At 73.9% G+C, this 23,147-nt stretch carries 25 protein-coding genes and 1 pseudogene; 10 read left to right on the top strand and 16 right to left on the bottom strand.

Going from position 1 to position 23,147, the window contains the following annotated elements:
* Positions 1-22: 22 nt before the first annotated feature.
* The 4 genes from ABZS80_RS04875 to ABZS80_RS04890 all read right to left on the bottom strand — a co-directional run bounded on the left by ABZS80_RS04875 (position 23) and on the right by ABZS80_RS04890 (position 4,903).
* Positions 23-1,555, bottom strand: a complete 1,533-nt coding sequence (locus ABZS80_RS04875) for an acyl-CoA carboxylase subunit beta (protein WP_151465673.1) — start codon at positions 1,553-1,555, stop codon at positions 23-25.
* Between the two features lie 291 nt (positions 1,556-1,846).
* On the bottom strand, positions 1,847-2,767 hold the full coding sequence (locus tag ABZS80_RS04880) for a hydroxymethylglutaryl-CoA lyase (protein WP_355054476.1): 921 nt from the start codon (positions 2,765-2,767) through the stop codon (positions 1,847-1,849).
* Positions 2,768-2,842: 75 nt separating this feature from the next.
* Positions 2,843-4,180 carry a biotin carboxylase N-terminal domain-containing protein gene (locus ABZS80_RS04885; RefSeq protein ID WP_355054477.1) on the bottom strand — a complete coding sequence of 446 codons (1,338 nt, stop codon included), beginning with the start codon at positions 4,178-4,180 and terminating at the stop codon, positions 2,843-2,845.
* A 96-nt stretch (positions 4,181-4,276) separates the two neighbouring features.
* Positions 4,277-4,903, bottom strand: coding sequence for a TetR/AcrR family transcriptional regulator (locus tag ABZS80_RS04890; protein ID WP_151460546.1), 627 nt, complete (start codon positions 4,901-4,903; stop codon positions 4,277-4,279).
* A 112-nt stretch (positions 4,904-5,015) separates the two neighbouring features.
* On the opposite strand from ABZS80_RS04890, the gene ABZS80_RS04895 reads away from it, so the two are divergent.
* Positions 5,016-6,215 (top strand): MFS transporter, encoded by a 1,200-nt coding sequence (locus tag ABZS80_RS04895; RefSeq protein WP_355054478.1) that lies wholly within the window; start codon positions 5,016-5,018, stop codon positions 6,213-6,215.
* 6 nt (positions 6,216-6,221) lie between these two features.
* Here the strand turns inward: ABZS80_RS04895 and ABZS80_RS04900 are convergent, their stop codons facing one another.
* Complete coding sequence (locus ABZS80_RS04900; RefSeq protein ID WP_355054479.1) at positions 6,222-7,376, bottom strand: FAD-dependent monooxygenase; 1,155 nt, start codon at positions 7,374-7,376, stop codon at positions 6,222-6,224.
* A gap of 103 nt (positions 7,377-7,479) precedes the next feature.
* On the opposite strand from ABZS80_RS04900, the gene ABZS80_RS04905 reads away from it, so the two are divergent.
* Positions 7,480-8,052 carry a TetR family transcriptional regulator gene (locus ABZS80_RS04905; protein WP_355054480.1) on the top strand — a complete coding sequence of 191 codons (573 nt, stop codon included), beginning with the start codon at positions 7,480-7,482 and terminating at the stop codon, positions 8,050-8,052.
* Here ABZS80_RS04905 and ABZS80_RS04910 read toward each other — a convergent pair.
* The 3 genes from ABZS80_RS04910 to ABZS80_RS04920 all read right to left on the bottom strand — a co-directional run bounded on the left by ABZS80_RS04910 (position 8,049) and on the right by ABZS80_RS04920 (position 10,236).
* Positions 8,049-8,951, bottom strand: coding sequence for a sulfurtransferase (locus tag ABZS80_RS04910; RefSeq protein ID WP_355054481.1), 903 nt, complete (start codon positions 8,949-8,951; stop codon positions 8,049-8,051). The genes ABZS80_RS04905 and ABZS80_RS04910 overlap by 4 nt on opposite strands.
* Before the next feature lie 65 nt (positions 8,952-9,016).
* Entirely contained in the window at positions 9,017-9,463 is a 447-nt protein-coding gene (locus ABZS80_RS04915; RefSeq protein ID WP_355054482.1) for a hypothetical protein, read from the bottom strand.
* A 2-nt stretch (positions 9,464-9,465) separates the two neighbouring features.
* Entirely contained in the window at positions 9,466-10,236 is a 771-nt protein-coding gene (locus tag ABZS80_RS04920) for an SGNH/GDSL hydrolase family protein (protein WP_355054483.1), read from the bottom strand.
* Between the two features lie 236 nt (positions 10,237-10,472).
* Here ABZS80_RS04920 and ABZS80_RS04925 point away from each other — a divergent pair, with 236 nt between their 5' ends.
* Positions 10,473-12,011, top strand: a complete 1,539-nt coding sequence (locus ABZS80_RS04925; protein WP_355054484.1) for a hypothetical protein — start codon at positions 10,473-10,475, stop codon at positions 12,009-12,011.
* Positions 12,012-12,033: 22 nt separating this feature from the next.
* On the top strand, positions 12,034-13,668 hold the full coding sequence (locus tag ABZS80_RS04930; protein WP_355054485.1) for a PQQ-binding-like beta-propeller repeat protein: 1,635 nt from the start codon (positions 12,034-12,036) through the stop codon (positions 13,666-13,668).
* A 55-nt stretch (positions 13,669-13,723) separates the two neighbouring features.
* Here the strand turns inward: ABZS80_RS04930 and ABZS80_RS04935 are convergent, their stop codons facing one another.
* A complete protein-coding gene (locus ABZS80_RS04935; protein WP_355054486.1) occupies positions 13,724-14,050 on the bottom strand; it encodes a hypothetical protein in 327 nt (108 codons plus the stop codon).
* Between the two features lie 155 nt (positions 14,051-14,205).
* Between ABZS80_RS04935 and ABZS80_RS04940 the strand changes: the two are divergent.
* Positions 14,206-14,304 (top strand): annotated as a pseudogene (locus ABZS80_RS04940) (DNA-binding protein); the annotation flags it as partial.
* Positions 14,295-14,477: a DUF397 domain-containing protein gene (locus tag ABZS80_RS04945; protein WP_355054487.1), complete on the top strand. Its 183-nt coding sequence runs from the start codon at positions 14,295-14,297 to the stop codon at positions 14,475-14,477. The pseudogene ABZS80_RS04940 and the gene ABZS80_RS04945, both read left to right, overlap by 10 nt.
* 251 nt (positions 14,478-14,728) lie before the next feature.
* Here ABZS80_RS04945 and ABZS80_RS04950 read toward each other — a convergent pair whose 3' ends face one another.
* Positions 14,729-15,496 carry a class I SAM-dependent methyltransferase gene (locus tag ABZS80_RS04950; RefSeq protein WP_355054488.1) on the bottom strand — a complete coding sequence of 256 codons (768 nt, stop codon included), beginning with the start codon at positions 15,494-15,496 and terminating at the stop codon, positions 14,729-14,731.
* A gap of 28 nt (positions 15,497-15,524) precedes the next feature.
* Positions 15,525-15,899 (bottom strand): VOC family protein, encoded by a 375-nt coding sequence (locus tag ABZS80_RS04955; RefSeq protein ID WP_355054489.1) that lies wholly within the window; start codon positions 15,897-15,899, stop codon positions 15,525-15,527.
* Between the two features lie 68 nt (positions 15,900-15,967).
* On the opposite strand from ABZS80_RS04955, the gene ABZS80_RS04960 reads away from it, so the two are divergent.
* From ABZS80_RS04960 to ABZS80_RS04975, 4 genes are all read left to right on the top strand, one after another.
* Positions 15,968-17,737 (top strand): proline--tRNA ligase, encoded by a 1,770-nt coding sequence (locus ABZS80_RS04960; RefSeq protein WP_355054490.1) that lies wholly within the window; start codon positions 15,968-15,970, stop codon positions 17,735-17,737.
* Positions 17,738-17,792: 55 nt separating this feature from the next.
* Positions 17,793-18,212 (top strand): CBS domain-containing protein, encoded by a 420-nt coding sequence (locus ABZS80_RS04965; RefSeq protein WP_151460556.1) that lies wholly within the window; start codon positions 17,793-17,795, stop codon positions 18,210-18,212.
* Positions 18,213-18,310: 98 nt separating this feature from the next.
* A complete protein-coding gene (locus tag ABZS80_RS04970; protein WP_355054491.1) occupies positions 18,311-18,736 on the top strand; it encodes a SufE family protein in 426 nt (141 codons plus the stop codon).
* A 20-nt stretch (positions 18,737-18,756) separates the two neighbouring features.
* Positions 18,757-19,389 (top strand): DsbA family oxidoreductase, encoded by a 633-nt coding sequence (locus ABZS80_RS04975; RefSeq protein WP_355054492.1) that lies wholly within the window; start codon positions 18,757-18,759, stop codon positions 19,387-19,389.
* A 36-nt stretch (positions 19,390-19,425) separates the two neighbouring features.
* On the opposite strand, the gene ABZS80_RS04980 is transcribed toward ABZS80_RS04975, so the two are convergent.
* The 5 genes from ABZS80_RS04980 to ABZS80_RS05000 form a co-directional block, all read right to left on the bottom strand.
* Positions 19,426-19,974 carry a YbaK/EbsC family protein gene (locus ABZS80_RS04980; RefSeq protein ID WP_355054671.1) on the bottom strand — a complete coding sequence of 183 codons (549 nt, stop codon included), beginning with the start codon at positions 19,972-19,974 and terminating at the stop codon, positions 19,426-19,428.
* A gap of 82 nt (positions 19,975-20,056) precedes the next feature.
* A complete protein-coding gene (locus tag ABZS80_RS04985) occupies positions 20,057-20,251 on the bottom strand; it encodes a hypothetical protein (protein ID WP_262284969.1) in 195 nt (64 codons plus the stop codon).
* 37 nt (positions 20,252-20,288) lie between these two features.
* Complete coding sequence (locus ABZS80_RS04990; RefSeq protein ID WP_355054493.1) at positions 20,289-20,996, bottom strand: NAD(P)H-binding protein; 708 nt, start codon at positions 20,994-20,996, stop codon at positions 20,289-20,291.
* Positions 20,997-21,006: 10 nt separating this feature from the next.
* A complete protein-coding gene (locus ABZS80_RS04995; protein WP_355054494.1) occupies positions 21,007-21,672 on the bottom strand; it encodes a GAP family protein in 666 nt (221 codons plus the stop codon).
* A gap of 51 nt (positions 21,673-21,723) precedes the next feature.
* Positions 21,724-23,097 carry an MFS transporter gene (locus ABZS80_RS05000; protein WP_355054495.1) on the bottom strand — a complete coding sequence of 458 codons (1,374 nt, stop codon included), beginning with the start codon at positions 23,095-23,097 and terminating at the stop codon, positions 21,724-21,726.
* Between the last annotated feature and the right edge of the window lie 50 nt (positions 23,098-23,147).

Consider the following 23,147-nt stretch of genomic DNA (forward strand, 5'->3'; position numbering starts at 1 on the left):
GGGTCGTGCGGGTCGGTGCGGGTCAGACCGGGGTCACGCCGTGCCGGCGCTTCGCGAAGTGCCGCTCCTTGCCGCGCGCGGCGGCGAACCGGCGGACCAGGTCGGCGCGCAGCTCGTGCGGCTCGACGATGGCGTCCACCACCAGCTCGCTGGCGAGGCGGACGATGTCGATGTCGCGCTCGTACTCCTCGCGCTTCGCGGCGACGAACGCGGCCCGCTCGGCCTCGTCCTCGATCGCGGCGATCTTGTTGGCGTAGACGGCGTTGACCGCGGCCTCCGCACCCATCACCGCGATCTTCGCGGTGGGCAGCGCGATCGTCGCGTCCGGCTCGAAACCGGGGCCGGCCATCGCGTAGAGGCCGGCGCCGTAGGCCTTGCGGACCACCACGCAGATCTTGGGTACGGTCGCCTCGGAGATCGCGGTGATCATCTTGGCGCCGTGCCGGATGATGCCCTGCTTCTCCACCGCGCTGCCGACCATGAACCCGGGCACGTCGGACAGGAACAGCAGCGGCACGTTGAACGCGTCGCAGAGCTGCACGAACCGGGTCGCCTTGTCGGCCGAGTCGACGAAGAGCACGCCGCCCTTGAACATCGAGTTGTTGCCGACCACGCCGACGACCTCGCCGTTCAACCGGCCGAAGCCGATGGTCAGCTCCTTGGCCCAGAGCGCCTGGATCTCGAAGAAGCTGCCCTCGTCGAGCAGGCCCTTGACGTACCGGCGCATGTCGAACGCCTGCCGCTCGCTCACCGGGACCAGCGCGGCCAGGTCGGCCTTCTCCGGCGCGTCCACGGCCTCGGCGGCCGGCGGCTCCTGCTTCCAGTTCGACGGCAGGTAGGACAGGTACGTCCTGACCACGTCGAGGGCGTCGTTCTCGGTCTTGCAGAGGAAGTGACCGACGCCGGACTCGGCGCAGTGCACCTTGGCCCCGCCCATCGCCTCCAGCGTGGTCTTCTCACCGGTCACCATCTCGACCATCCGGTCGGAGCCCAGGTACATGCTGGCGTTGCCCTCGACCATGGCGACCACGTCGCAGAACGCCGGGATGTAGGCCCCACCCGCCGCGCTCGGCCCGAACAGGGCGCAGACCTGCGGGATGGCGCCCGAGGCGCGAACCTGGTTCCAGAAGATCTTGCCGGCGCCGCGCCGGCCGGGGAAGAGGTCGACCTGGTCGGTGATCCGGGCCCCGGCCGAGTCGACCAGGTAGACCATGGGCACGCTGGTCGAGTAGGCCCGCTCGATGATCCGGATGATCTTCTCGACGGTCCGGGCGCCCCAACTGCCGGCCTTCACCGTCGAGTCGTTCGCCATGAGGCAGACCGGCCGGCCGTCGATGGTGGCCGTGCCGGTGACCACGCCGTCGGCGGGAAGCCCCTCGGCCATCGCGTTGGCGTAGAGCCCGTCCTCGACGAAGGAGCCCTCGTCGACCAGGTACGCGACCCGCTCGCGGGCGAAGAGCTTGCCCTTCGCGGCGTTCGCCGCGTGGTACTTGTCCGCACCGCCGGCCCTGGCGCGCTTGCGCAGCTGCTCCAGAGCCTCACCGTCGAGCGTCACGCCGACTCCCATTGCCACCGGGCGCCTCGTGAGCGCGCCGACCGACCTGAACGATCGTTAGGCTAGCGCATTCCCACCCCCTCCGGCGACCTGCCCGCCCGGCCACACCCCGCCGCCCCTCACCGCCGCCCCTCACCGCCGCCCCTCACCGCCGCCCCTCACCGCCGGCCCGAGCGCCGCCCCGATGATCATGAAGTTATTGCCCTCAGCCGCGGCGTGTCGTGGCAATAACTTCATGATCAACGCTGCCGGCCGGGGTGGGGTTGGGGTGGGCGGTTCGGCGTGGGCCGGTCAGGAGGGGATCGGGGTCAGGCGGGTGCGGGGGCCGGCCCGGAGGACGCCGGACGGGAGCTTCTTGCCGACGAACTCCTCGGCCAGCTCGGCCGCCTCGATGAGGGCGGCCAGGTCGATGCCCGTGTCGATGCCCATGTCGTGCAGCATGTGCACGGCCTCCTCGGTGGCGAGGTTGCCGCTGGCGCCGGGGGCGTACGGGCAGCCGCCGAGGCCGCCGACGCTGGCGTCGAACTCGGTGATGCCCAGCTCCATGGCGGTGAGCATGTTGGCCAGCGCGGTGCCCCGGGTGTTGTGGAAGTGCAGCAGCACCGGCACGTGGGCGTTGCGGTCGCGAACGGCGGTGACCAGCTCGCGGACGCGGCGGGGCGTACCCATGCCGGTGGTGTCGCCGAAGGCGACCCGGTCCGCGCCGTCCCGGACGACCCGGTCGACGATGCCGGCCACCCGCTTCGGGTCGACGTCACCCTCGTACGGGCAGCCGAAGCTGGTCGCCACGATCACCTCGGCGGTCGCGCCCGCACTGTGCAGCAGGTCGATCAGCTCGGCGATGTCGTCGAGCGACTCCTCGGTGGACCGGTTGACGTTGCGCCGGTTGTGGGTGTCGCTGGCCGAGACCACCACCTCGATCTCGCTGAAGCCGGCGGCCAGGGCGCGCTGCGCGCCCCGGGTGTTCGGCACCAGCGCCGAGTAGCGCACCCCGTCGGCCTTGGCGGCCCGCTGCCACACCTCGTCGGCGTCGGCCATCTGCGGGATCGCCCTGGGGTGCACGAAGGAGACGGCCTCGATCCGCCGCACGCCGGTGCCGGAGAGCACGTCGAGCAGCCGCACCTTGGCGTCGGTGGGGATCGGCTCCTCGTTCTGGAGCCCGTCCCGAGGGCCGACTTCCCGGATGGAGACGAAGTCCGGCAGTTCCGCCATAAGGGGTCACCTCACTGTGACGGTGGGATGCTGGGTTCCTCCAGCATCCCACCTGTGCCGATGGGGGTCCGATCGTCAGCGCATGCGGGAGACGATGCCGGTGTCGTAGTCGCCGGAGAGGAACTCCCGGTTCTCCAGCAGCTCGGCGAAGAAGGGGAGGTTGTTCTTCGGGCCGGCGATCTCGAACTGGGCCACCGCGGCCCTCGCCCGCGCGACCGCCTCGTCCCGGGTGGCGCCGCTGACGATCAGCTTGGCCAGCAGGCTGTCGTAGAACGGGGTCACCGTGTTGCCGGCGACGTAGCCGGAATCGATGCGTACGCCCTCGCCGGCCGGCTCGTTCCAGGTGCTGATCGCGCCCGGGCCGGGCAGGAACCGCTTCGGGTCCTCGGCGTTGATCCGCAGCTCGATGGCGTGCCCGCGCGGTGCGAGCGCGTCCGGGTCGAAGGTCGGGGCCAGGCCGGCGGCCACCCGCAACTGCTCCTCGACCAGGTCGACGCCGTAGACGTACTCGGTGACCGGGTGCTCGACCTGGAGCCGGGTGTTCATCTCCAGGAAGAAGAACTCGTTGGTGGCCGGATCGAGCAGGCACTCCACGGTGCCGGCGTTGCGGTAGTTGACCGCCTCGCCGGCGCGCACGGCCGCCGCCAGGAACCGCTCCCGCAGCTCGGGCGAGACCGCCGGGGACGGCGATTCCTCGACCAGCTTCTGGTTGCGCCGCTGCACCGAGCACTCGCGCTCGCCGAGCGCCACCACCCGGCCGTCGGCCAGGCCGAGGATCTGCACCTCGACGTGGCGTACCCGGGGGAAGTACCGCTCGATCAGCACCGAGCCGTCGCCGAACATCCGCTCGGCGAACGAGCGGACCTTGTCGTACTCGGTGCGCAGCGCGGCCTCGTCGGTCGCCACGCCCATGCCCATGCCGCCGCCGCCGGCCGCGGCCTTGACCATCACCGGGTAGCCGATCTCCGCGGCGGCGGTGACCGCCGCATCCAGGTCGGCCGCCGGCTCGGTGGTGCCCGGCGCGACCGGCACCCCGGCCGCCGCCATCAGGTTCCGGGCGTTGATCTTGTCGCCCATCGCGGTGATCGCGTCCGCGCCGGGCCCGACCCAGCTGAGGCCGCTGGCCGCGACGGTACGGGCGAAGTCCGCGTTCTCCGACAGGAAGCCGTAGCCGGGGTGGATCGCCTGGGCGCCGGTGTCCTTCGCGGCGGCGAGGATCGCCTCGACGTTGCGGTAGCTGAGCGCGGGATTGGCCGGGCCGACGCAGACCGCATGGTCGGCCTCGGTCACGAACGGCAGGCCGGCGTCGGCCTCCGAGTGCACCGCGATCGCACGGATCCCGAGCCTCTTCGCGGTGCGGATGATCCGGCGCGCGATCTCGCCCCGGTTGGCCACCAACAGCGATTCGAACAAGGAAGGGTCCCTTCTTAACGCCTCTTGCATAGCAGGGGCCCCTTCTTAACACGCCGACGACGCGCGCGCTTAACGGGCGTTAAGGCGCGCCGGGCGTCAGGCGGGATCCGTGGGAGCGAGCAGCGCGGCCAGCGTGGCGCCCCGCAGCAGCTCGGCACGGCGGCGGCGGTCCACCTCACCACCGAGGAACGGGGTGGAGTTCATGAGGCCGAACGCGGCGTGCGCGAGCACCCGCGCCTCGCCGTCCGGCAGCCCCGGGTGCAGCGCGGTCAGCACGGTCACCCACTCCTCGACGTACATCCGCTGGAGCCGGCGGATCCGGCGGCGCGGCTCGTCCGGGAGGCGGTCCAGCTCGTGCAGGTGCAGGGCGATCACCGCCGGGTTGGCCAGCGCGAAGTCGACGTGGAAGTCGATCAGCGACTCCAGCGTGCCGCGCGGGTCGTCGGGGTGCCCGGCGGCCCGTTCCCGGCCACCCGCCAGCAGCCCCTCGCTGACCGGGATCAGCGCGGCGACCAGCATGGCCTCCTTGCCGGCGAAATGGTGGTAGAGCGCCGGGCCGGTGACACCGGCGGCGGCGCCGATGTCGTCCATCGACACACCGTGGTAACCCCGCGCCGCGAAGAGCCCGACCGCGATCTCCAGGATCTCGTCGCGCCGGGACCGGCGCCGACCCGCACCCGTCGCGCCGCTCGCCGCGCCCCGCGCCTGCTGTTCCACCGCCACCGGGCCAGCCTAGACCGCGCACCCAAGCTGGTGGAGCCTCGGTTACCCGTCGGTCGCCTCACACCCCCGCCGCTTGACCCTCGACCCGGTTCAGGTCGCAGGGTCCATCGGCATGACCGCTACCGCCACCATGCTCGGCCGCGACTACCGGCTGCTCTGGTCCGCCGCCGTCTCGTCCCGGTTCGGCGACGCCCTGCGTACGCCCGCCCTGGCCCTGCTGGCCGCCGCGCTCACCCGCGACCCCCGGGCCATCGCCGCGGTGACCGTGGCCGGGCAGCTCCCGCCGCTGCTGTTCGGGCTGCTCGGCGGCGCGTACGCCGACCGGTGGGACCGGCGCCGCACGATGGCGGCGGTGGACGGGGCCCGGGCCGTGGTGGTGGCCGCGCTCGCCGGGCTGGTCGCCACCGGCCGGGCCGGGATCGTCGCGCTGGCCGTCGCGGCGTTCCTGCTCGCCACCCTGGGCACGCTCTTCGACGCGTCCGCCTTCGCGCTGCTGCCGTCGCTGGTGTCGCCGGCCGCGCTGCCCACCGCCAACGGCCGGCTCCAGGCCGGCACGGCGGTGGCCGGCGGGCTCCTCGGCACCCCGCTGGCCGGCGTCCTCTTCGCCCTGGCCGCGGCGCTCCCCTTCGCCGTGGACGCGCTCACCTTCGCCCTCGCGGCCGCCCTCGTCGTCGCCCTCCGCCCGCTGCCGGCGGCACCGCCCCGGCCGGGCGGCACCGGGGTGTGGCGGGAGGCGTGGGCCGGAATGCGGTGGGTGCGCCGGGACCGGGTGCTGTGGGGAATCGCCCTCGCCTCGGCCGGGTCGAACCTGGCGATCAGCGGCGTGATGGCGGTGCTGGTGCTCTACGCGCTCGGGGCGCTGCGGGTGCCGGCGCAGGCGTACGGGCTGTTCGCGGCGGGAGTGGTCGCCGGTGGACTGCTCGGGGCACTCGTCGCCGGGCGGGTGGCGGCCCGGTTCGGCACCCTGCCCGCGCTGCGCGCGGTGCTGCTCGGGCAGACCGTGGCGCTGGCCGGGTTCGCCCTGGCCCGCGACCCGCTGGCCGGGGGCGTGGCGCTGGCCGCGTTCGCCGCTGGCACCACGATCTGGAACAGCCTCTGGTCCGCGTACGGGCAGGGGCACGTGCCGGCGGAACTGCTCGGGCGGGTCGGCGCGGCGCAGCGGGTGCTCGGCCTGGCCGCCGCACCGCTCGGGGCGGCGCTGGCCGGGTTGGCCGGCGAGGCGTACGGGGTGGGGCCGGTGATCGCTGCGGCGGCGGGCGTGTTCGCCCTGGTCACCGCCGGCGCGTGGGGAACGCTGCGCGGGACCGGGTGATCGGGGTCAGCGGCCGGTCGGCTCGAACCCGGCCAGGCGCACGGCGAGCCGCCGCCGGACCGGGGCCAGCCCGGAGGCGGCCCGGAGCACCAGGTCGCGCAGCGGGCGGGCGGCCGGCGGGACGGCGGTGAGCCGGGTGAGCCCGGCGGCGAAGCCGAGCACCTCCTCGGCGAGCGGGCGGCGGGCGGCGGCGTACGCGTCGAGGAGGGTGTCGGGACCCCCGGCGAGCACCGCGGCGAGGGCGTCGCCCAGGGCGACCGCGTCGCGGAGGCCGAGGTTCATGCCCTGCCCACCGGCCGGGCTGTGCACGTGCGCCGCGTCCCCGGCGAGCAGCACGGGGCCGGACCGGTAGCTGCTCGCGATCCGGTGGTGGATCCGGAACCGGGAACTCCAGAGCACGTCGGTGACCCGGTCCGGGCGCCGGGCGGGGCCCCGCTCGTCCAGCAGGGCCTGGAAGTGCCGTGCCTCGGGCTCACGCGGCGCGTCGTCCACCGCCGCGACCAGCCGGACCGGCCCGCCGGGCAGCGGCGCCCAGACCAGGGGACCCTGCCGGGCCAGGAAGAGGTTGACCTGGTCGCGGGGCAGCGCGCTGTCCACCCGCAGGTCCGCGAGCAGGAACGACTCGCCGGGGTCGGCCGGCCCGCCGAAGCCGATGCCGGCCAGCTCGCGGACCCGGCTGCGCATGCCGTCGGCGCCGACCACCCAGCGGGCACGGACCGTCTCGCCGCCCGCGAAGGTCGCGGTGGCGCCGGCGCCGTCGAGGTCGAGGCCGGTCAGTTCGTACGGCCTGAGCACCCGCCCCCCGAGCCCGGTGAGCCGGTCGGCGAGCACCGCCTCGGTCTCGGCCTGGGAGACGAGCAGCGCGTACGGGTAGCGGGACGGCAGGCGGTCGAAGGGGACGGTGAGCAGCACCCGGTCCCGGTCGCGGACGGTGAACCGGGTCGACGGCAGCCCGCGTGCGGCCAGCGGGGCGGCGACGCCGATCCGGTCCAGCACTTCGAGTGTGCCGGCGTGCACCACGGCCGCCCGCGAGGTGAGCGGCGGGGTGGGCAGCCGGTCCACCACGGTGGCGGTCATCCCGTGCCCGGCCAGGGTGACGGCGGCGGCCAGGCCGGTCGGTCCGGCCCCCACCACGAGGACGTCGGTGCGCTCGGGCAGCATGGCCCACCTCCAGGGTTGCCCACAACTGTTTGCCAACACTTGTTGACAACGGTAGGCGCGTCCCGGTTTCGATGTCAACGCTTGTTGGCCTACAGTTGTGGGCATGACCGACACGGCACCCCGCGCCCGCCGCTCGGACGCCACCCGGGCGGCCATCCTGCGCGCGGCCCGCGAGCGCTTCGCCGCCGACGGCTACGAGCGGGCCACCATCCGGGCCATCGCCGCCGACGCCCGCATCGACCCGTCGATGGTCATGCGCTACTACGGCAGCAAGGAAGGGCTCTTCGCCGCGGCGGCCGAGTTCGACCTGCGCCTGCCGGACCTGGCCGCCGTGCCACCCGACCGGCTCGGCGAGACGCTGGTCCGCCACTTCCTCAGCCGCTGGGAGGGGGACGAGACCCTCGCGGCGCTGCTCCGCGCCGCCAGCACCAACCCGGGAGCGGCCGAGCGGATGCGCCTGCTCTTCGCCGACCAGCTCGCCGCGGCCGTGGCCGACTTCGACACCGATCCGGCGACCACCGGCCGCCGCGCCGGCCTGGTGGCCAGCCAGATCCTCGGGCTGGCCTTCACCCGGTACATCGTCCGGCTGCCGCCGGTGGTGGAGATGGCACCGGAGGACGTGGTCGCCTGGGTTGCCCCGACCCTCCAGCGCTACCTGACCGGCCGGCCGGCCTAGCCGGCGAAGCTGCCCGGCTCCTCGCCCCGCACGACGGGGGCCCGGACCAGGTTGCCCCACTCGGTCCACGAGCCGTCGTAGTTGCGGACCTGCGGGAACCCGAGCAGGTGGTGCAGCACGAACCAGGTGTGGCTGGACCGCTCGCCGATCCGGCAGTAGGCCACCACGTCGTCCGACGGGCTCAGCCCGAGCTGGTCGACGTAGATCGCGCGCAGCTCGTCCACCGGCTTGAAGGTGCCGTCCTCGTTCGCGGCGGCCTTCCACGGCTTGCTCACCGCGCCGGGGATGTGCCCGCCGCGCAGCGCGCCCTCCTGGGGGTAGGCCGCCATGTGCAGCATCTCGCCGGTGTACTCACCCGGCGACCGCACGTCGACCAGCGGCCGGCCGGCGGTCACGTGCGCCATCACCTCGTCGCGGAACGCCCGGATCGGCGCGTCGTTCCGCTCCGGCACCGGGTAGTCGGCGCGCGGCCGGGTCACCGTGTCCTTCGACATCTCGCGCCCCTCGGCCACCCACTTCATCCGGCCACCGTCGAGCAGCCGGACGTCGGCGTGGCCGAACAGCGCGAACACCCAGAGGGCGTACGCGGCCCACCAGTTGAAGTTGTCGCCGTAGAAGACCACCGTGTCGTTGCGGCCGATGCCCTTGGCCGCGCACAGCTCGGCGAAGCTCCCGGCGTCGAGGTAGTCCCGGGTCACCTGGTCGTTCAGCTCGGTGTGCCAGTCGACCTTCACGGCGCCGGGTATGTGGCCGGTGTCGTAGAGGAGCACATCCTCGTCGGACTCGACCACCACGAGGCCCTCGTCGCCCAGGTGCTCGGCCAGCCACTCCGTGGTGACCAGGCGCTGCGGGTCGGCGTACGACTGGAGGTGCGGATTCGGATCGCTCGGCACAGGCATGATCCCCAAGGTACGCCGGATCACCGGACCGCGACCGGCCATCCCGTGTGGTGGCTCGACACCGGTCAGGCGCGGCGGTGCACCAGCCGTCCGGCCACCACCGTGGCCAGGCAGGAGCCGTCGACCGCGAACACCGCCAGGTCGGCCCGGCCGCCGACCTCCAGCGCGGGCGGCCGGGCGGTGGCGAGCACCGCCACCTCGTTGCGCGCTGCGGCGGCCCGCAACGCAGGGTCGGTGACGTGGTCGGCGAGCACCGCGGCGGCCCCGAGCCGGAACAGGGCATGCACCCGCTCGCGCGGGGTCGGCGCGGGCGGCAGCGGCCCGTCGTGCACCAGCGCCGGCCCGAGGGCGCCGGCCCACCGCCGCACCCGCACCCCCGGGTACGCCCCGGCCAGCTCGTCCAACGTCCCGACGGCCTCGACGCGGTCGCCGCCCACGAGCACGGCGTGACCCGACCGGGGCTCGTCGTCGAGGGTGAGCCGCAGCAGGGGCGCGGCGTGCAGGGTCCGCACGGTCAGTCGAGGGTGACCGGCCCGAGCACCGGCCGCTTGGCCGTGACAAGGTCACCGGAGGAGCGGCCGGTCAACCGGCGCTTGATCCACGGGGCCAGGTGCCGGCCGGCCCAGCGCAGGTCGGCGGCCCGGGCGGCCAGCCAGGGGGTGGGCGCCGGGTGCGGCGGCACCATGAGCCACTCCTCGTCGCAGGCCACGCCGAGCGCGGCGAGCACCTGCCCGGCCACCCTCCGGTGCCCGGCCGCCGACAGGTGCAGCCGGTCGGTGCTCCAGAGCATCGGGTTGAGGTAGGTGTCGTCGGCGTACAGGTCGACCAGGATGGCGCCGTGCCGCGCGGCGACCTCGCCGACCACCCGGTTGAGCAGGGTCACCCGGGGGGCCACCAGCCGCTGGCCGGGCAGCCGGGCCATCACGTCGGCGAACCGGAACAGCACCACGTCGGCGCCCCCGGCGCGCAGCCGGCTGATCACCTCGTCGAAGCGGGGCACGAAGGAGTCCGGATCGAAGGTACGGCGCAACACGTCGTTGCCGCCGGCCGCGAAGCTGATCAGGTCGGGCTTCATGGCCAGGGCGGCCGGCACCTGCTCGGCCACGATGCTCGGGAACAGCCGGCCCCGGATGGCGAGGTTGGCGTAACCGAAGTCGGGACCGGCCTCGGCGGCGAGCCGGGTGGCGACGAGGTCCGCCCAGCCCCGGTAGGTGCCGTCCGGATACGCGTCGTCCATACCCTCGGTGAAGCTGTCGCCCACCGCCACGAAGTTGCGCCAGCGCACTGCGCCTCCCTCTGACTGACCCGGCAGAGCTGCGTCGGCCAGTCTCGCACCGACCGGACGGCCGCCGCCCGACCCCCGCGCGCGACGTGGCGGAGGTCATCGGGACAAATGTCCCGCTTGGTGGATCCGGGGCAGAATCCGTCCGCCGGACCGGGGATGATGTGGCCCGTCATCCGGCCCGGGGTGTGAGGCGCCCGCCGCTGCGGCCGGTTCCCGACGGCGCGAACGAGGAACGCATGACCCAGGGACACCCGGCCGCTTTCCCGGCCGACGGTCAGCCGCACCCGCCGGGCCAGGCGTACCCGGCCCCGCCACCGGGCTTCCCCGCCCCGCCCGGCTACGGGCCGCCCGGGGCGTACCCGAGCGGGCCGGGGCAGCCGGGATTCGGGCCGTACCCGCCGGCCCCGCCGCCGCCGAAGTCGCGGCGCGGCCTCTGGATCGGGCTGGGCGCCGGGGCGCTGGCGCTGACCCTCTGTGCCGGCACGGCGATCGGCGTGGGCGTCGGGCTGAGCAAGCGCGGCGAGGACGCGGCCCCGAAGGCCGCCGCCGCGGCCAACGGGGTGACCGTCACGCAGCAGGAGCTGGACGACCTGCTGGCCCGGCACAGCAAGGCCCTCGCCGACAAGGATCTGAAGGGCTACCTGGCCCCCTTCGACCCGGCCAAGAAGGATCTGGTCGGCGGCCAGACCCGGCTCTTCACCAACCTGGGCAAGCTGCCGCTGGCGGTCGGCCAGTACCGGACCGTCGCGCAGCAGGGGCGGACCACCGACAGCTTCGGCCGCGGGGTCAGCTTCCAGCTCGACGTGTCCTTCGTGCACCAGTTCGAGGGGTACGACCTCACGCCGGTCGCCGAGTGGTACCGCTGGACGGTCGTCCGGGAGAGCCAGGGCGCCCCGCTCAAGGTCACCGCGGTCACCGGCGCGCCCGCCGCGCTGGGCAGCTCGAAGACCGTCTACTACCCCGGCCCCTGGGACAAATGGCGCGACATCCACGTCGAGCGCACGGCGCACACCCTGGTCATCACCGACGCCGCGCTGGCCGCCGAGGCGAAGCGGCACGCACCGGCCGCCGAAGCGGCGGTGGCCGACGACTTCGCCGCCTGGCAGGCCGGCGGGGTCACCGCGGACATCCCGAAGGGCTTCGTCATCAGCCTGGTCAAGGGGAAGCAGGACCTGGGCTCGCTCTACCGGATCAACAAGGAGAAGACCACCGAGGCCGGCGTCTCGATCGGCATGGTCTCCGCCGACCGGAAGCAGGACATCGACATCGGCGGCAGCCGGATCGTCATCGACGTGGCCGACCGGTCGTTCTTCGCCGCCGGCAACACGCGGGGGCCCCGGGAGATCTTCCGGCACGAGGTGGGCCACTCCCTGGTCGCCAGCCTGGAGGACGCCGACAAGCAGGACTTCTTCGATGGCATCGAGAACTGGATCGTGGAGGGCTTCGCCGAGTACCTGGCCCACCGGGGTGAGCCGCTGCGGTCCAGCGGCCGCACCCCGCAGGCACGGTCGATCGTCCGCTCCGGCGACTGGGAGGGCACGCTGCCGGGCAACGCCGCCTGGGACCTCTCGGGGCGGACCAGCTTCCACTACTGGCTCGGGCACGCGGCCATGACCCACCTCGCGGAGAAGTACGGCGAGCAGAAGCTGTTCCAGTTCGTGACCGCCCGCTACCAGGGCGCCACCGCCGACCAGGCCAGCCGGCAGGTGCTCGGCGTCCCGCTGGCCCAGTTCCAGACGGGCTGGGCGGCGTACGTGCGGGCACAGGCGCGTTGAGCGGGAACCCGAGGAGCGAACGATGACCAACCCGCAGTCCCCCTGGCAGCCGCAGCCCGGAGCACCGGGCGGTTTGCCGGTCCCGCCGCAGCCGCAGTATCCGCCGCACGCGCCGCCACAGCCCGGGGCGCAGGTCCCGCCGCCGGCCGCGCCACAGGCCCCGGCCAGAGGGGCGCCACCGGCTCCGCAGCCGGGCTGGCCGCAGCCGCCGCAGGCCCCGCCGGGGCAGGGCGGGCACCCGGGCTGGCCGCAGGCCGGACAGCCGGCGTACCCCGTGGCCGGACAGCCGGCGTACCCGCCGGCGGGTTGGCCGGGGGCCGCCCCGACCCCGCCGGCGCCCAGGCGGCGCGGGCGCCTGGCGCTGCTGATCGCCGGCGGGCTGGTGGCCGTGCTGGCCGTCGGCGCCGGCACCGCCTGGGGCGTCTCCCGGCTGGTCGGCGGCGGCTCGGGCGGCGACGACGAGCTGAAGACCGCCTGGGTGCTGGACTTCCCCGAACGGCAGGACACCGGCCTGACCACCTACGACCAGCAGGACATGTTCGGCGCCTGGCTGGCCGGTGAGACGGTGGTCCGGGCGCAGGGGGACGGGCTGCTGGCCTACCGGCTCTCCGACGGCGGGCAGGCGTGGGGCGCGCCCGCGCCGGAGGGCACCTCGCTCTGCGTCGCCGCCCAGGCGGTGACCGAGGGCCGGGGCGCGGTGGCGGTCGGGCCCGAACAGTCCTGCAACACCGTCGCCGGCTTCGACCTCACCAGCGGCAAGCTGACCTGGCAGGCGAAGTTCCCGGCGCCGGCCCGCGAGGGCCGGGACGCGCTGGCCGCGCCGGACCTCTCCGTCGCCGGCCAGCAGGTGATCGTCCGCTCCGACGACACCATGATCGGGTTCTCCCTCGCCGACGGGAAGCAGTTGTGGCGCACCACCGGGGAGAAGCTGCTGCCCGGCCGGGGCTGCGGATTCAAGGACATGCGGGCCGCCGCCGACCTGGTGGTGGTCACCTACGGCTGCTCCGTCGGCGGTGAGGTGGACGCCGTGGATCCGGCCACCGGCAAAGTGCGCTGGCGGCAGCGGCTGCCGGAGGCGAAGGTCACCGACGGCGTGCTGAGCGTGCAGCCGCTGATCGGCCTGCCCGGGCTGGGGCACGAGAGCTACACGGTGCGGGACCCGAAGACCGGCCGGGAAACCGGGTCGTTCACCGACCCGATCGACGGCACCGAACTGTGGGACGTGCCGCCGAACCGGTCCAACGCCATCGACGGTCCGGCCGTCTACCAGTTCCTCGCCGACGACGACACGCTCTACTACCCGACATTCCCGAAGAACGTGCCCGGCGCCGGGCGGGCGGCCAACCAGATCATCGCCATCGACCTGGCCACCGGGAAGCAGCGCTGGATCTCGTCCGGGCACAGCCCCAGCAAGGTCGAGCTGATCCGCCGGGACGAGCAGGGGCTGCTGGCCTGGGAGACCGGCGACCGGCGGAAGGTGCCGCCGCGCCTGGTCCGCATCGATGCCGGGACCGGCACGGTCAGCCCGGTGGCCGAGGGACCGTCGTCGGCCGGCTTCGAGGGCGAGGACGCCAAGGTCATGGAGCGGGACGGGGTCGTGGTGATCGTGCCCTGGAAGCACGTCGTCGCGGACCGGGCGATCACCGTGCTGCGCTGACCGGGACCACGGGAGGGGCGGGCCACCAGTGGGTGGGCCGCCCCTCGGCGTACGGTCACCGATCCTCGACGATCCCCCGCCGGTACGGACCCCAGGCCACGAACCGGTCGAACAGTTCGCGCGGGCTCGGACCGTCCTGCGGGTTCAGCCGGAACAGGTCGTGGGTCGCCTCGTGATAGAGCCCGGACAGGTAGACGGCCAGGTCGACAGGGTGGTCGTCGTACTCGGCCTTGAGCAGCAGGCGCGCCTGGGCGCACGGCCACGGCAGCCCGCAGGCCCGGCACACCCAGAGCGGCCGGATCGGCAGGTGCGCCGGCCGGTCCGGCGGATAGGGGCGTGGCCGATCGGGGTACGGCCCGAGGCGCGGCACGGGGAGGCTCACGGTGACTTCCTTCTCCATCACGGGGGTGGGGCCGCCCCCGGCGATCGGGGGATTCGGGGGCGGCCCCGCAGCGGGCCGGACGGGAGACGGCTCACTGCGTGACAGTCTGCTGAGGACACCGCTACGCTCGGAAGCCGTCGAGGCGGTCCGTGGCGGCGTTCCTGCTGTCGAGGTGGGAGAGCGTCCGAAGTGAGGCACTTCCTCGCCGCCAGTCGATCGAGCTGATGAAGGATGTGATCACGTCATGGATCTGATCGGCGCTGTCTGGCGCAAGTCCACCCGCAGCGGGCAGAGCGAGTGCGTCGAGGTGGCCGACAACCTGCCCGGCCTGGTCGGTGTCCGCGACAGCAAGGACCCGTCCGGCCCGGTCCTCACCTTCACCCCCGACACCTGGCGCGCCTTCATCACCCAGACCAAGCGCCCCTGACCCCTCCGCCCAACCACCGCGCGAGGGCATGGTCGCGATGCCCTACCGAGTAGTCGGCCGGTGATGGCCTGAGTCGTTTGTGACATCAGCTCCAAAGGGCCTCGCGAGCTCACCCTGTCCGGCCGACCATCGGAGGAGCGCGCCGGAGCCGGCGATCGACCGTCGGTTGGAAGCTGCGCTGCGACCAGCCGACCGCTCGAGCCGCATGGACGAGGTGTTCAGCGGAGGAGGGCCCGGCGTCCCCAGACCTGTCAGCGTGCAGCGGTGATGAGCACCGTGTGCTTGCGCACGCGGAAGCTGCCTTCGGCGTCGATCCGGGCCTGGACCAAGTCGCGCGCGGCTGACTGCTGCGCAGGCGTGAGTGGCTCCTCGGCCATGCTGGCGAGGTAGGCGAGGACGGGCTCCACGGCGGGAACCTCCAGGTCGCACGGATAGCGTTCGACCGTGACGCCGGTGAAGGTGCGAGCCACGTACCCCGATCCGGTCTCGGCCGTGAAGTCGTTCTGGTGGAAGGGAAGCGCCAGATCGGGGCGGCCGACGGCTACCGCGAGGGCGTTGAGTTCCGCAAGGTGGTCGCTGCCGTTGACGGCGGCGGCCAGGCGTCCGCCGGGGCGGAGGACCCGGGCGAACTCGCGCAGCGCGGTGGCGGGATCGTCCAGGTGGTAGAGCATGTGGTTGGCGACGACGGTGTCGAAGCTGGCGTCGGCGAACGGCAGCCGGCTGGCGTCGCACCGCTCGACGCGTGCGCCGGGGACGTCGCGGAGCCGCGCGCACATCGCCGCCGAGAAATCGGTCAGGGTGAGCCGCAGCCGTCGGCCACGGTGGTCCACCTGGCTCCACAGCTTCCCCGTGCCGGCGCCCACTTCGAGGACGTCGCCGGCCAGCGGCAACCGCTCGTCGAGCCAGGCGAACCAGCCCTGCGGGTTCGTGCCGTGGTCGTGCAGCGCGATCCGGGCCGTGAGGTTGCCGGTCGTCGTCGCGTACTGGCTGACCGCGCGGGCCGACGGCGTCATGGTCATGACCGCAGCGTAGGCCGCTCGCGCCGGCTCAGAGGTACAGGCAGAACGGGTGGCCGGCCGGGTCCAGGTGCACCCGGACGTCGTCCTGGGGTTGGAAGTCCGCGACCGTGGCGCCCAGGGACACCGCGAACGCCGACGCCGCATCGAGGTCGTCGACCTTGATGTCGAGGTGCGCCATCATCTGCGGCTCGCCGGGGCCCGCGGGCCAGACCGGGCGCACGTACGCGGGCTCGGTCTGGAACGCCAGCCCGGCGCCGCCCCCGGATGCGACCAGGACGACCCAGTCCGGCTCGTCCTCTTCCCGTGCCCACCCGAGCAGCCGTTCGTAGAACCCGGCCAGTTCCCGCGCGTCGGGCGCGTCCAGCACGGTCGTCGTCATCGTCAGCAGAGGCCTCTCATCCATCCCCCTCTACTACCCACACGGCGGCGAATACGATCGCTTGCCGATCCCAGTCGCCGTACGCTGCCTCAATGCTGCTGCGCATGTCGACCCTGCTGCTCCGGACCCTGCGCGAGGATCCGGCCGACGCGGAGGTGCCGAGCCACCGGCTCCTGCTCCGCGCCGGCTACGTCCGCCGCGCCGCACCGGGCGGCTACACCTGGCTGCCGCTGGGCAAGCTGGTGCTGGAACGGGTCACCGAGATCGTCCGCTCGGAGATGGCGGCGATCGGCGACCAGGAGGTGCACTTCCCGGCGCTGCTGCCGGCAGAGCCCTACCGGACCAGCGGGCGGTGGACGGAGTACGGCGACGATATCTTCACCCTCGAAGACCGCAAGGGCGCCGCGCACCTGCTCGCCCCGACCCACGAGGAGATGGCCGCGCTGCTGGTGAAGGACCTGTTCAGCTCCTACCGGGACTTCCCGGTGACGCTGTTCCAGGTCCAGACCAAGTTCCGGGACGAGGCCCGGCCGCGGGCCGGCCTGCTGCGCGGGCGCGAGTTCCTCATGAAGGACGCCTACTCGTTCGACCTGGACGAGGCGGGGCTCCAGGCGGCCTACGACCGGCATCGCGAGGCGTACCGACGGATCTTCACCCGGCTCGGGCTGGACTTCACCGTGGTGCACGCGATGTCCGGGGCGATGGGCGGCTCGGCGTCGGAGGAGTTCCTGGCCGCCACGCCGGTCGGTGAGGACACCTACGTCGGCTGCACCGCCTGCGACTACGCGGCCAACACCGAGGCCGTGGTGACGCGCGCGCCGGCGGCCGGCGACCCGGACGCGCACCCGGCCACGGAGGTGCACGACACCCCGGAGACGCCGACCATCGCGTCCCTGGTCGACCTGGCCAACGCTCGCGCGCTGGCCGGCCGGACCGACTGGACCGCCGGTGACACGCTGAAGAACGTGGTGCTGGCCGTCCGCCGTCCCGGTGCCGAGCAGGCGGAGCTGCTGGTGATCGGCCTGCCCGGCGACCGCGAGGTGGACCTGAAGCGGGTCGAGGCGGCGCTCGCCCCGGCCACCGTCGCGGTCTTCGACGACTGGGCGGCACACCGGGAACTGGTCCGGGGCTACATCGGGCCGCAGATCCTGGCCAAGCACGGCGTCCGCTACCTGGTCGACCCCCGGGTGGTCACCGGCACCACCTGGCTGACCGGCGCCAACGAGCCGGGCCGGCACGCCACCGACGTGGTGTGCGGGCGGGACTTCGTTCCGGACGGCATCATCGAGGCCGCCGAGGTGCGCCCGGGCGACCCCTGCCCGGCCTGCGGCGACGGCCAGCTGACCACGCGCCGGGGCATCGAGGTGGGGCACATCTTCCAGCTCGGCCGCCGGTACACCGACGCCTTCGCCGTCGATGTCCTCGGCCGGGAGGGCAAGCCGGTCCGGCCGACCATGGGCTGCTACGGCATCGGTGTGTCGCGAGCGGTCGCGTCGGTGGCCGAGCAGCACCACGACGACCGGGGGCTGGTCTGGCCGGCCGAGGTCGCGCCGTGCGACGTACACGTGGTGGCGGCCGGGAAGGGGCCGCAGCTCGACGCGGCGCTGGAGCTCGGCGGGCGCCTCTCCGCCGCGGGCCTGCGGGTGCTGGTCGACGACCGCACCCACGTCTCGGCCGGGGTGAAGTTCACCGACGCCGAGCTGATCGGCATCCCGCGCGCCGTCGTGGTCGGCCGCCGGCTCGCCGAGGGGTACGTCGAGCTGCGCGACCGGTCCTCCGGCGAGCGGATCGAGTTGCCAGTGGACGGCCTGGTCGAGCGCCTGCTCGACGAGGCGCGTGGGGCGCGTCGCGACGGGGTGTAGCGGACGCGCCACGGGGTACCGCAGACGGATCGACCAAGGCGTTTCGGAGGCTCTCATGTACCGGGTCAGTGACGTGATGACCAAGCAGGTGGTCTACCTGCCCGCGGAGACTCCCCTGGACGAGGCGGCCAGGGTGATGAAGGAGTCGGACATCGGCGATGTCGTGGTCACCGACGGAGCCACCCTGGCCGGCGTGCTGACCGACCGCGACATCGTGGTGCGGGCCGTCGCCGAGCGGGCCGACCCGGGGAGCACCACGATCGGTTCGATCGTCACCCGCGAGGTGGTGATGATCGAGCAGCACTGCACGGCGGGCGAGGCGGCCGCGCTGATGCGCGAGCGCAACATCCGGCGGGTGCTGGTTTGCGACAGCGACCGCAAGCTGGTCGGCATCGTCTCCCTCGGCGACCTGGCCATGCAGCTCGACCCGAACTCCGCGCTGAGCGACATCAGCGAGGCCGCCCCGAACGTGTGAAAGGAAGGGCCCCTTCTTAACGCCTGCGGTAGAGAAGGGGCCCCTTCCTAACCGGGTCGGCGCGGAGAGGGGCGGGCCGCCGGGGATAGCCTCGGGGGATGTCCGAGATGCCGAGCAAGCTGGCCGAGATCGTCGACGAGTTCGCCGCCGCCCCGCGCGACGTGGTGCTGGAGATGCTGCTGGAGTTCTCCGACGTGATCCCGCAGCTGCCCGAGGGCGTGGACCGCGGCGACCTGGAGCAGGTCCCCGAATGCCAGACCGCCTTCTTCCTGCGCGCCGAGGTCAACCCGGACAAGACGGTGAGCACCATCTTCGACTGCCCGCCGGAGGCGCCGACCACCCGGGCGTTCGCCGGCATCCTCGCCGAGGGGCTGGCCGGGGCGAGCGCCGAGGACGTGCTGGCCGTGCCGGACGACCTCTACCAGCGGATGGGCCTGGCCCAGGCCATCAGCCCGCTGCGGATCCGCGGCGGCACCGCCATCCTGGCCCGGCTGAAGCGCCAGGTCCGGGAACAGATCTCCTGATCGACGGGTTGTCGCTGGTCATGGAGATCGAGATCTACGCCGACGTCGTCTGCCCCTGGTGCTGGATCGGCAAGCGCCGCCTGGAGCAGGCCCTGGAGCGGTACGACGGCGAGGTGACCGTCCGGTTCCGGCCGTTCCAGCTGGACCCGACGCCGGTGACCGAGCCGAAGCCGCTCATCGAGGCGCTGGGCGCGAAGTTCGGTGGCCGGGACAAGGCCGAGGGCATGGCCGCCCACGTCACCCGGATCGCCGAGGGCGCCGGGATCGAGATGCACTTCGACCGCGCCGTGGCCGCGAACACCTTCGAGGCGCACCGGCTGGTCCGGTTCGCCACCGAGCGGGGCCGCGCCGCCGAGCTGGTCGAGCGGCTCTACCGGGCGCACTTCTCCGACGGCATCGACGTCGGGTCGACCGACGCGCTGGTCAAGCTGGCCGCCGAGGTGGGCCTGGACGAGACCGAGGCCCGGGACTACCTGGAGTCGAACCTCGGCCGCCGGGAGGTGGCCGCCGACCTGAGCGAGGCGCACCAGCTCGGCGTCTCCAGCGTGCCGACGTTCGTGCTGGCCGGGAAGTACGCCGTGACCGGCGCCCAGGAGCCGGAAACCCTGCTGGCCGCCCTGCACGAGGTGGCGCAGCGCGAGGCGTCCGCGTGATGTTTCACGTGGAACAAGATCGATGCGGGTGACGACCTAGGCCGGTCGGGCCAGGTCCTCCACGACCGTTGCCCCGGGCAGCGCGCCGAGCGCCGGCCCGGGCAACGCGATCTTGCTGTGCCGTACGCCGGAACCGATGATCACGTGCGGCGTGGCGATCACGCGCGAGTCGACCAGGATCGGCCAGTCCTCCGGGAGCCCGATCGGGGTGATCCCGCCGTACTCCATCCCGGTCAGCTCGACCGCCTCGGCCATCGGCGCGAAGCTCGCCTTGCGCACGTCGAGCATGCGGCGGACCACGCCGTTCACGTCGGCCCGGGTGGTGGCGAGCACGATGCAGGCCGCGTAGCGCGTCTCGCCGCCCCGCTTGCCGGCGACCACGACGCAGTTGGCCGACTCGTCCAGCCCCACCTCGTACGCCGCGCAGAACGCCGCCGTGTCGGCCAGCTCGGCGTCGATCGGGGCGACCAGCACGTCGTCCACGTCCACCGGAGCCTCGTCCGGCCACCGCTCGATCGCGGCGGCCACGGGCGCGGCCAGCAGGTCCAGTCGGGTACGGGCGGGCTCGGTCTTCAGCGTCCCCATCACGGCTGCGATCCTCGCACCCGCCGGACGGCTCCGCTCGCCGACGTCCCGACCGGTCCGTATGCCGGACGAGGTGACGGGGTCAACTGCCGGTGAGGAAGGCGTTCTCGCGGGCGAACGTCCGGTCCTGGTGGGCCGCCAGCTCCTCGGCCCGCAGGGCCTGGGCGCGGTGGGTCTCCACGTCCTCGATGCCGTGCCGGACCCCGAGCCGGATCACGCCGTAGAGGAAGACGAAGCCGAAGACGTACAGGATCACGGTGGTGAGGAAGACCAGCATGCGGCCACGGTAGGGCGGCCCGGAACCGCAAGAGGTTTCATCTCCCGCCGGTTCCCCCGTACGTGTCCGCGAGGTGGTCGGCCCAGGTGCGGGTGCCGGTCGGGGTGGCGGCGGTGGTGAGGCCGCCGGCACGCAGCTCCCGGCCGAGCCGCCCCGGGATCCGCACCGGCAGCAGCGGACGGTGTGATCGCCGGGCCTTCCGCCAGGCGCGGGCCGCCTCGTCGTAGCGGAGCACCTCCGGGCCGCCGAACTCCTCGATCCGCCCGGACGGCCCGGCGGCCAGCATGGCGGCGAGGCGGCCCGCGACCTCGCCGGGGTCCACCGGCTGGGCGAGCACCCTCGGGTCCCCGAGCACCGGCCCGAGCCGGCTCGCGCCCCGCAGCAGCTCCTCCAGGAACTCCGGGAACTGGGTCGCCCGCAGCACGCTCCACGGCACCGGCCCGGCCGCCACCACCTGCTCGGCGGCGAGCTTGTGCCGGTAGTAGCCGAACGGCACCCGGTCGACGCCGACGATCGAGATGTAGACCAGGTGGTCCACCCCGGCGTGCCCGGCGGCCAGGGCCAGCCGGCGGGTGCCCAGCACGTCGATCTCGTGGGTGCGCCGGGTCGGCGAGGAGGCCAGGTGCAGCATGGCCTCCATCCCGTCGACGGCCGCCGCGAGCCCCGCGCCGGTGGCCAGGTCGGCCGCCACCCACTCCACTCCGGCGACGGCCGACCCGAGGTGACCGGCTGTGCGGCGACTCACCCGCGGCGACTCACCCGCGGCGGCTCGACTCGAGCAGGTCGAGCACGGTCACCAGCGCGAAGAACGCGATCACCACCTCGCTGACCACCCAGCCGTGCCGGTCGGCCCAGCGCCGGAGCCGGGGCAGCGCCGTCGCGGCCCGACCACGGGCCAGCAGCAGGATGAGCAGGGGCACAGCGAGCAGCCCGAGGGTCAGCAGGACGAACGGCAGCAGGTGCCACCACGCCAGGTTGTGCCGGGCGACGCTGGCGCCGACCGCCGCCATGGTGAGGTCGTCGCTCGGGGCGGTCGCGAAGAGCACCACCCCGAGCCGCAGGGCGTAGCCCGGCCCGGCCCGGCGGAGCGGCTCCATCCAGCGGGGCGGCCCGGTCCGGTGCCGGCGCAGCCAGACGACCACCGCGAGGATCACCAGCAGCGCCAGCACGGCCCAGTCGATCCAGATCGCGGTCCGTTCGAACCGGGCGACGTCGGTCTCCGCTCTCGCCTCCGGACCGCGGAGCACCCTGGTGAGCAGCCAGCTCAGCGTCACCCCGGCGACGACCACCGCACCCGCCCCGGTGAGATACCCGAGCGAGGCGGCCCGGGGCCGCTCGGCCGACGCGAGGAGCACCGCCGCGACCACCTGCGTCCCGGCCACCATCACCACGGCCAGCGGCAGGATGGTCAGGAAGTTCATCGCCCGCCCATCCTCCCGGCCCGTCCTCCGGCCCGGGCCGCTTTGCGCGGATCACCGGCGGGCGAGCACCACGCGGCCGGCGAGCAGCACGCCGAGCAGCCCGCAGCCGGCCGCCACCGCCAGTGTCGTCGCGTAGCTCGCCGGGCCCGGCGCCGAACCGGCGGCCAGAACGGCCCCGGTCAGCGCCAGCACGGTGGCCGCGGAGAGCGAGTCGCCCAGTTGCAGCGCCGAGCTGTTCCGGCCCTGCTCGGCCGGCGCCGACAGGTCGAGGGTGAGCACCGACAGGGACGGGTAGAGCAGGCCCATGCCGAGGCCGGCGACCGCCCAGGCGAGCACCGCGAGCGCCACCGGCACGGCCGGCAGGAGGGCCAGCGTGACGCCGGCCGTGCCGGCGGCGATGCAGGCCAGCCCGATCCGGGGCAGCGTGGCGGCGGACCGCGGCGCGGCGATCCGGCCCTGGATCCAGGAGCCCACCGACCAGGAGAGCGCGCCGACGGTCAGCACCAGCCCGGCCGCGGTCGGCGTGAAGCCCCGCTCCCGGGACAGCATCAGCGGGATCACCACCTCCGCCCCGGCGAACGCCGCCGAGGCCAGGCCACGCAGGCCGATCACGGTGGGGAGCCCCCGCGCGGCCCGCAGGAACCCCGCCGGCAGCAACCGTGGTACGCACACCAGCAGCCCGACCAGCGCCGCGCCGATCAGCCCGGCGGCGAGAGCGCCGCGCTGCTGCCCCCCGTAGTGCAGCAGTGCGGCGCTCGCCCCCGCCCCGCAGGCCCAGGCGATCCGGGCCAGCGCACCGGCCGGCGGCCGGGTCGGCACGGCCGCGCCCAGCGCCCGCAGGCCCGGCTGGACCAGCAGCACCGCCGGCAATGCGACCGCCGGGACCGCGAGGAACACCCAGCGCCAGCCCAGGTGCTCGACGATCAGCCCGGCCAGCGCCGGACCGACCAGCGACGGGACCACCCAGGCCGCGGCGAACGCCGCGAACACCCGCCGCCGCAGTTCCTCCGGGTACGCCTGCCCGACGATCACGTAGAGCGCGACGGAGAGCAGCCCGGAGCCGAAACCCTGCACGACCCGCCCGACGACCAGTACCTCCATGGTGGGCGCGGCGCCCGCCACCACGAGACCCGCCACGAACCAGGCGACCCCGTGCCACATGGCCGGACGCGGCCCCCGGGCGTCGCACCAGATGCCGGAGGCGACCATGGCGATCACGCCGGAGGCGAACGGGCCGCCGAAGGCGAGCGCGTAGAGGCCGAGCCCGTCCAGGGTGCGGGCGACCGTCGGCATGGCCGTGCCCACCGCGAGGGCTTCGAAGGCGAGCAGCGACACCAGGGCGACGCTGCCCACGGTCATCGCCCGCAGCCGCGGCGACCAGAGGTGTACGGGCGGGGCCGGCGGTGCGGCGGTGACGGTCGGCATGGGCTCTAGCCTCGGACCTCAACCGGGATTGAGGTCAACCGTGAGCCCCG

Origin of the sequence: Micromonospora sp. NPDC005305, from assembly GCF_040607315.1 — a bacterium.
Classification (GTDB): Bacteria; Actinomycetota; Actinomycetes; order Mycobacteriales; family Micromonosporaceae; genus Micromonospora.

What these genes read in the sequence shown, in the direction of transcription:
- ABZS80_RS04965 (WP_151460556.1), top strand. Translation starts at nt 17,793, where the DNA reads ATGTACCGGGTCAGTGACGTGATGACCAAGCAGGTGGTCTACCTGCCC.
- ABZS80_RS04895 (WP_355054478.1), top strand. Translation starts at nt 5,016, where the DNA reads ATGACCGCTACCGCCACCATGCTCGGCCGCGACTACCGGCTGCTCTGG.
- ABZS80_RS04980 (WP_355054671.1), bottom strand. Translation starts at nt 19,974, where the DNA reads ATGGGGACGCTGAAGACCGAGCCCGCCCGTACCCGACTGGACCTGCTG.
- ABZS80_RS04910 (WP_355054481.1), bottom strand. Translation starts at nt 8,951, where the DNA reads ATGCCTGTGCCGAGCGATCCGAATCCGCACCTCCAGTCGTACGCCGAC.
- ABZS80_RS05000 (WP_355054495.1), bottom strand. Translation starts at nt 23,097, where the DNA reads ATGCCGACCGTCACCGCCGCACCGCCGGCCCCGCCCGTACACCTCTGG.
- ABZS80_RS04925 (WP_355054484.1), top strand. Translation starts at nt 10,473, where the DNA reads ATGACCCAGGGACACCCGGCCGCTTTCCCGGCCGACGGTCAGCCGCAC.
- ABZS80_RS04900 (WP_355054479.1), bottom strand. Translation starts at nt 7,376, where the DNA reads ATGCTGCCCGAGCGCACCGACGTCCTCGTGGTGGGGGCCGGACCGACC.
- ABZS80_RS04950 (WP_355054488.1), bottom strand. Translation starts at nt 15,496, where the DNA reads ATGACCATGACGCCGTCGGCCCGCGCGGTCAGCCAGTACGCGACGACG.
- ABZS80_RS04945 (WP_355054487.1), top strand. Translation starts at nt 14,295, where the DNA reads ATGGATCTGATCGGCGCTGTCTGGCGCAAGTCCACCCGCAGCGGGCAG.
- ABZS80_RS04975 (WP_355054492.1), top strand. Translation starts at nt 18,757, where the DNA reads ATGGAGATCGAGATCTACGCCGACGTCGTCTGCCCCTGGTGCTGGATC.
- ABZS80_RS04930 (WP_355054485.1), top strand. Translation starts at nt 12,034, where the DNA reads ATGACCAACCCGCAGTCCCCCTGGCAGCCGCAGCCCGGAGCACCGGGC.
- ABZS80_RS04905 (WP_355054480.1), top strand. Translation starts at nt 7,480, where the DNA reads ATGACCGACACGGCACCCCGCGCCCGCCGCTCGGACGCCACCCGGGCG.
- ABZS80_RS04880 (WP_355054476.1), bottom strand. Translation starts at nt 2,767, where the DNA reads ATGGCGGAACTGCCGGACTTCGTCTCCATCCGGGAAGTCGGCCCTCGG.
- ABZS80_RS04955 (WP_355054489.1), bottom strand. Translation starts at nt 15,899, where the DNA reads ATGGATGAGAGGCCTCTGCTGACGATGACGACGACCGTGCTGGACGCG.
- ABZS80_RS04960 (WP_355054490.1), top strand. Translation starts at nt 15,968, where the DNA reads ATGCTGCTGCGCATGTCGACCCTGCTGCTCCGGACCCTGCGCGAGGAT.
- ABZS80_RS04970 (WP_355054491.1), top strand. Translation starts at nt 18,311, where the DNA reads ATGTCCGAGATGCCGAGCAAGCTGGCCGAGATCGTCGACGAGTTCGCC.
- ABZS80_RS04985 (WP_262284969.1), bottom strand. Translation starts at nt 20,251, where the DNA reads ATGCTGGTCTTCCTCACCACCGTGATCCTGTACGTCTTCGGCTTCGTC.
- ABZS80_RS04995 (WP_355054494.1), bottom strand. Translation starts at nt 21,672, where the DNA reads ATGAACTTCCTGACCATCCTGCCGCTGGCCGTGGTGATGGTGGCCGGG.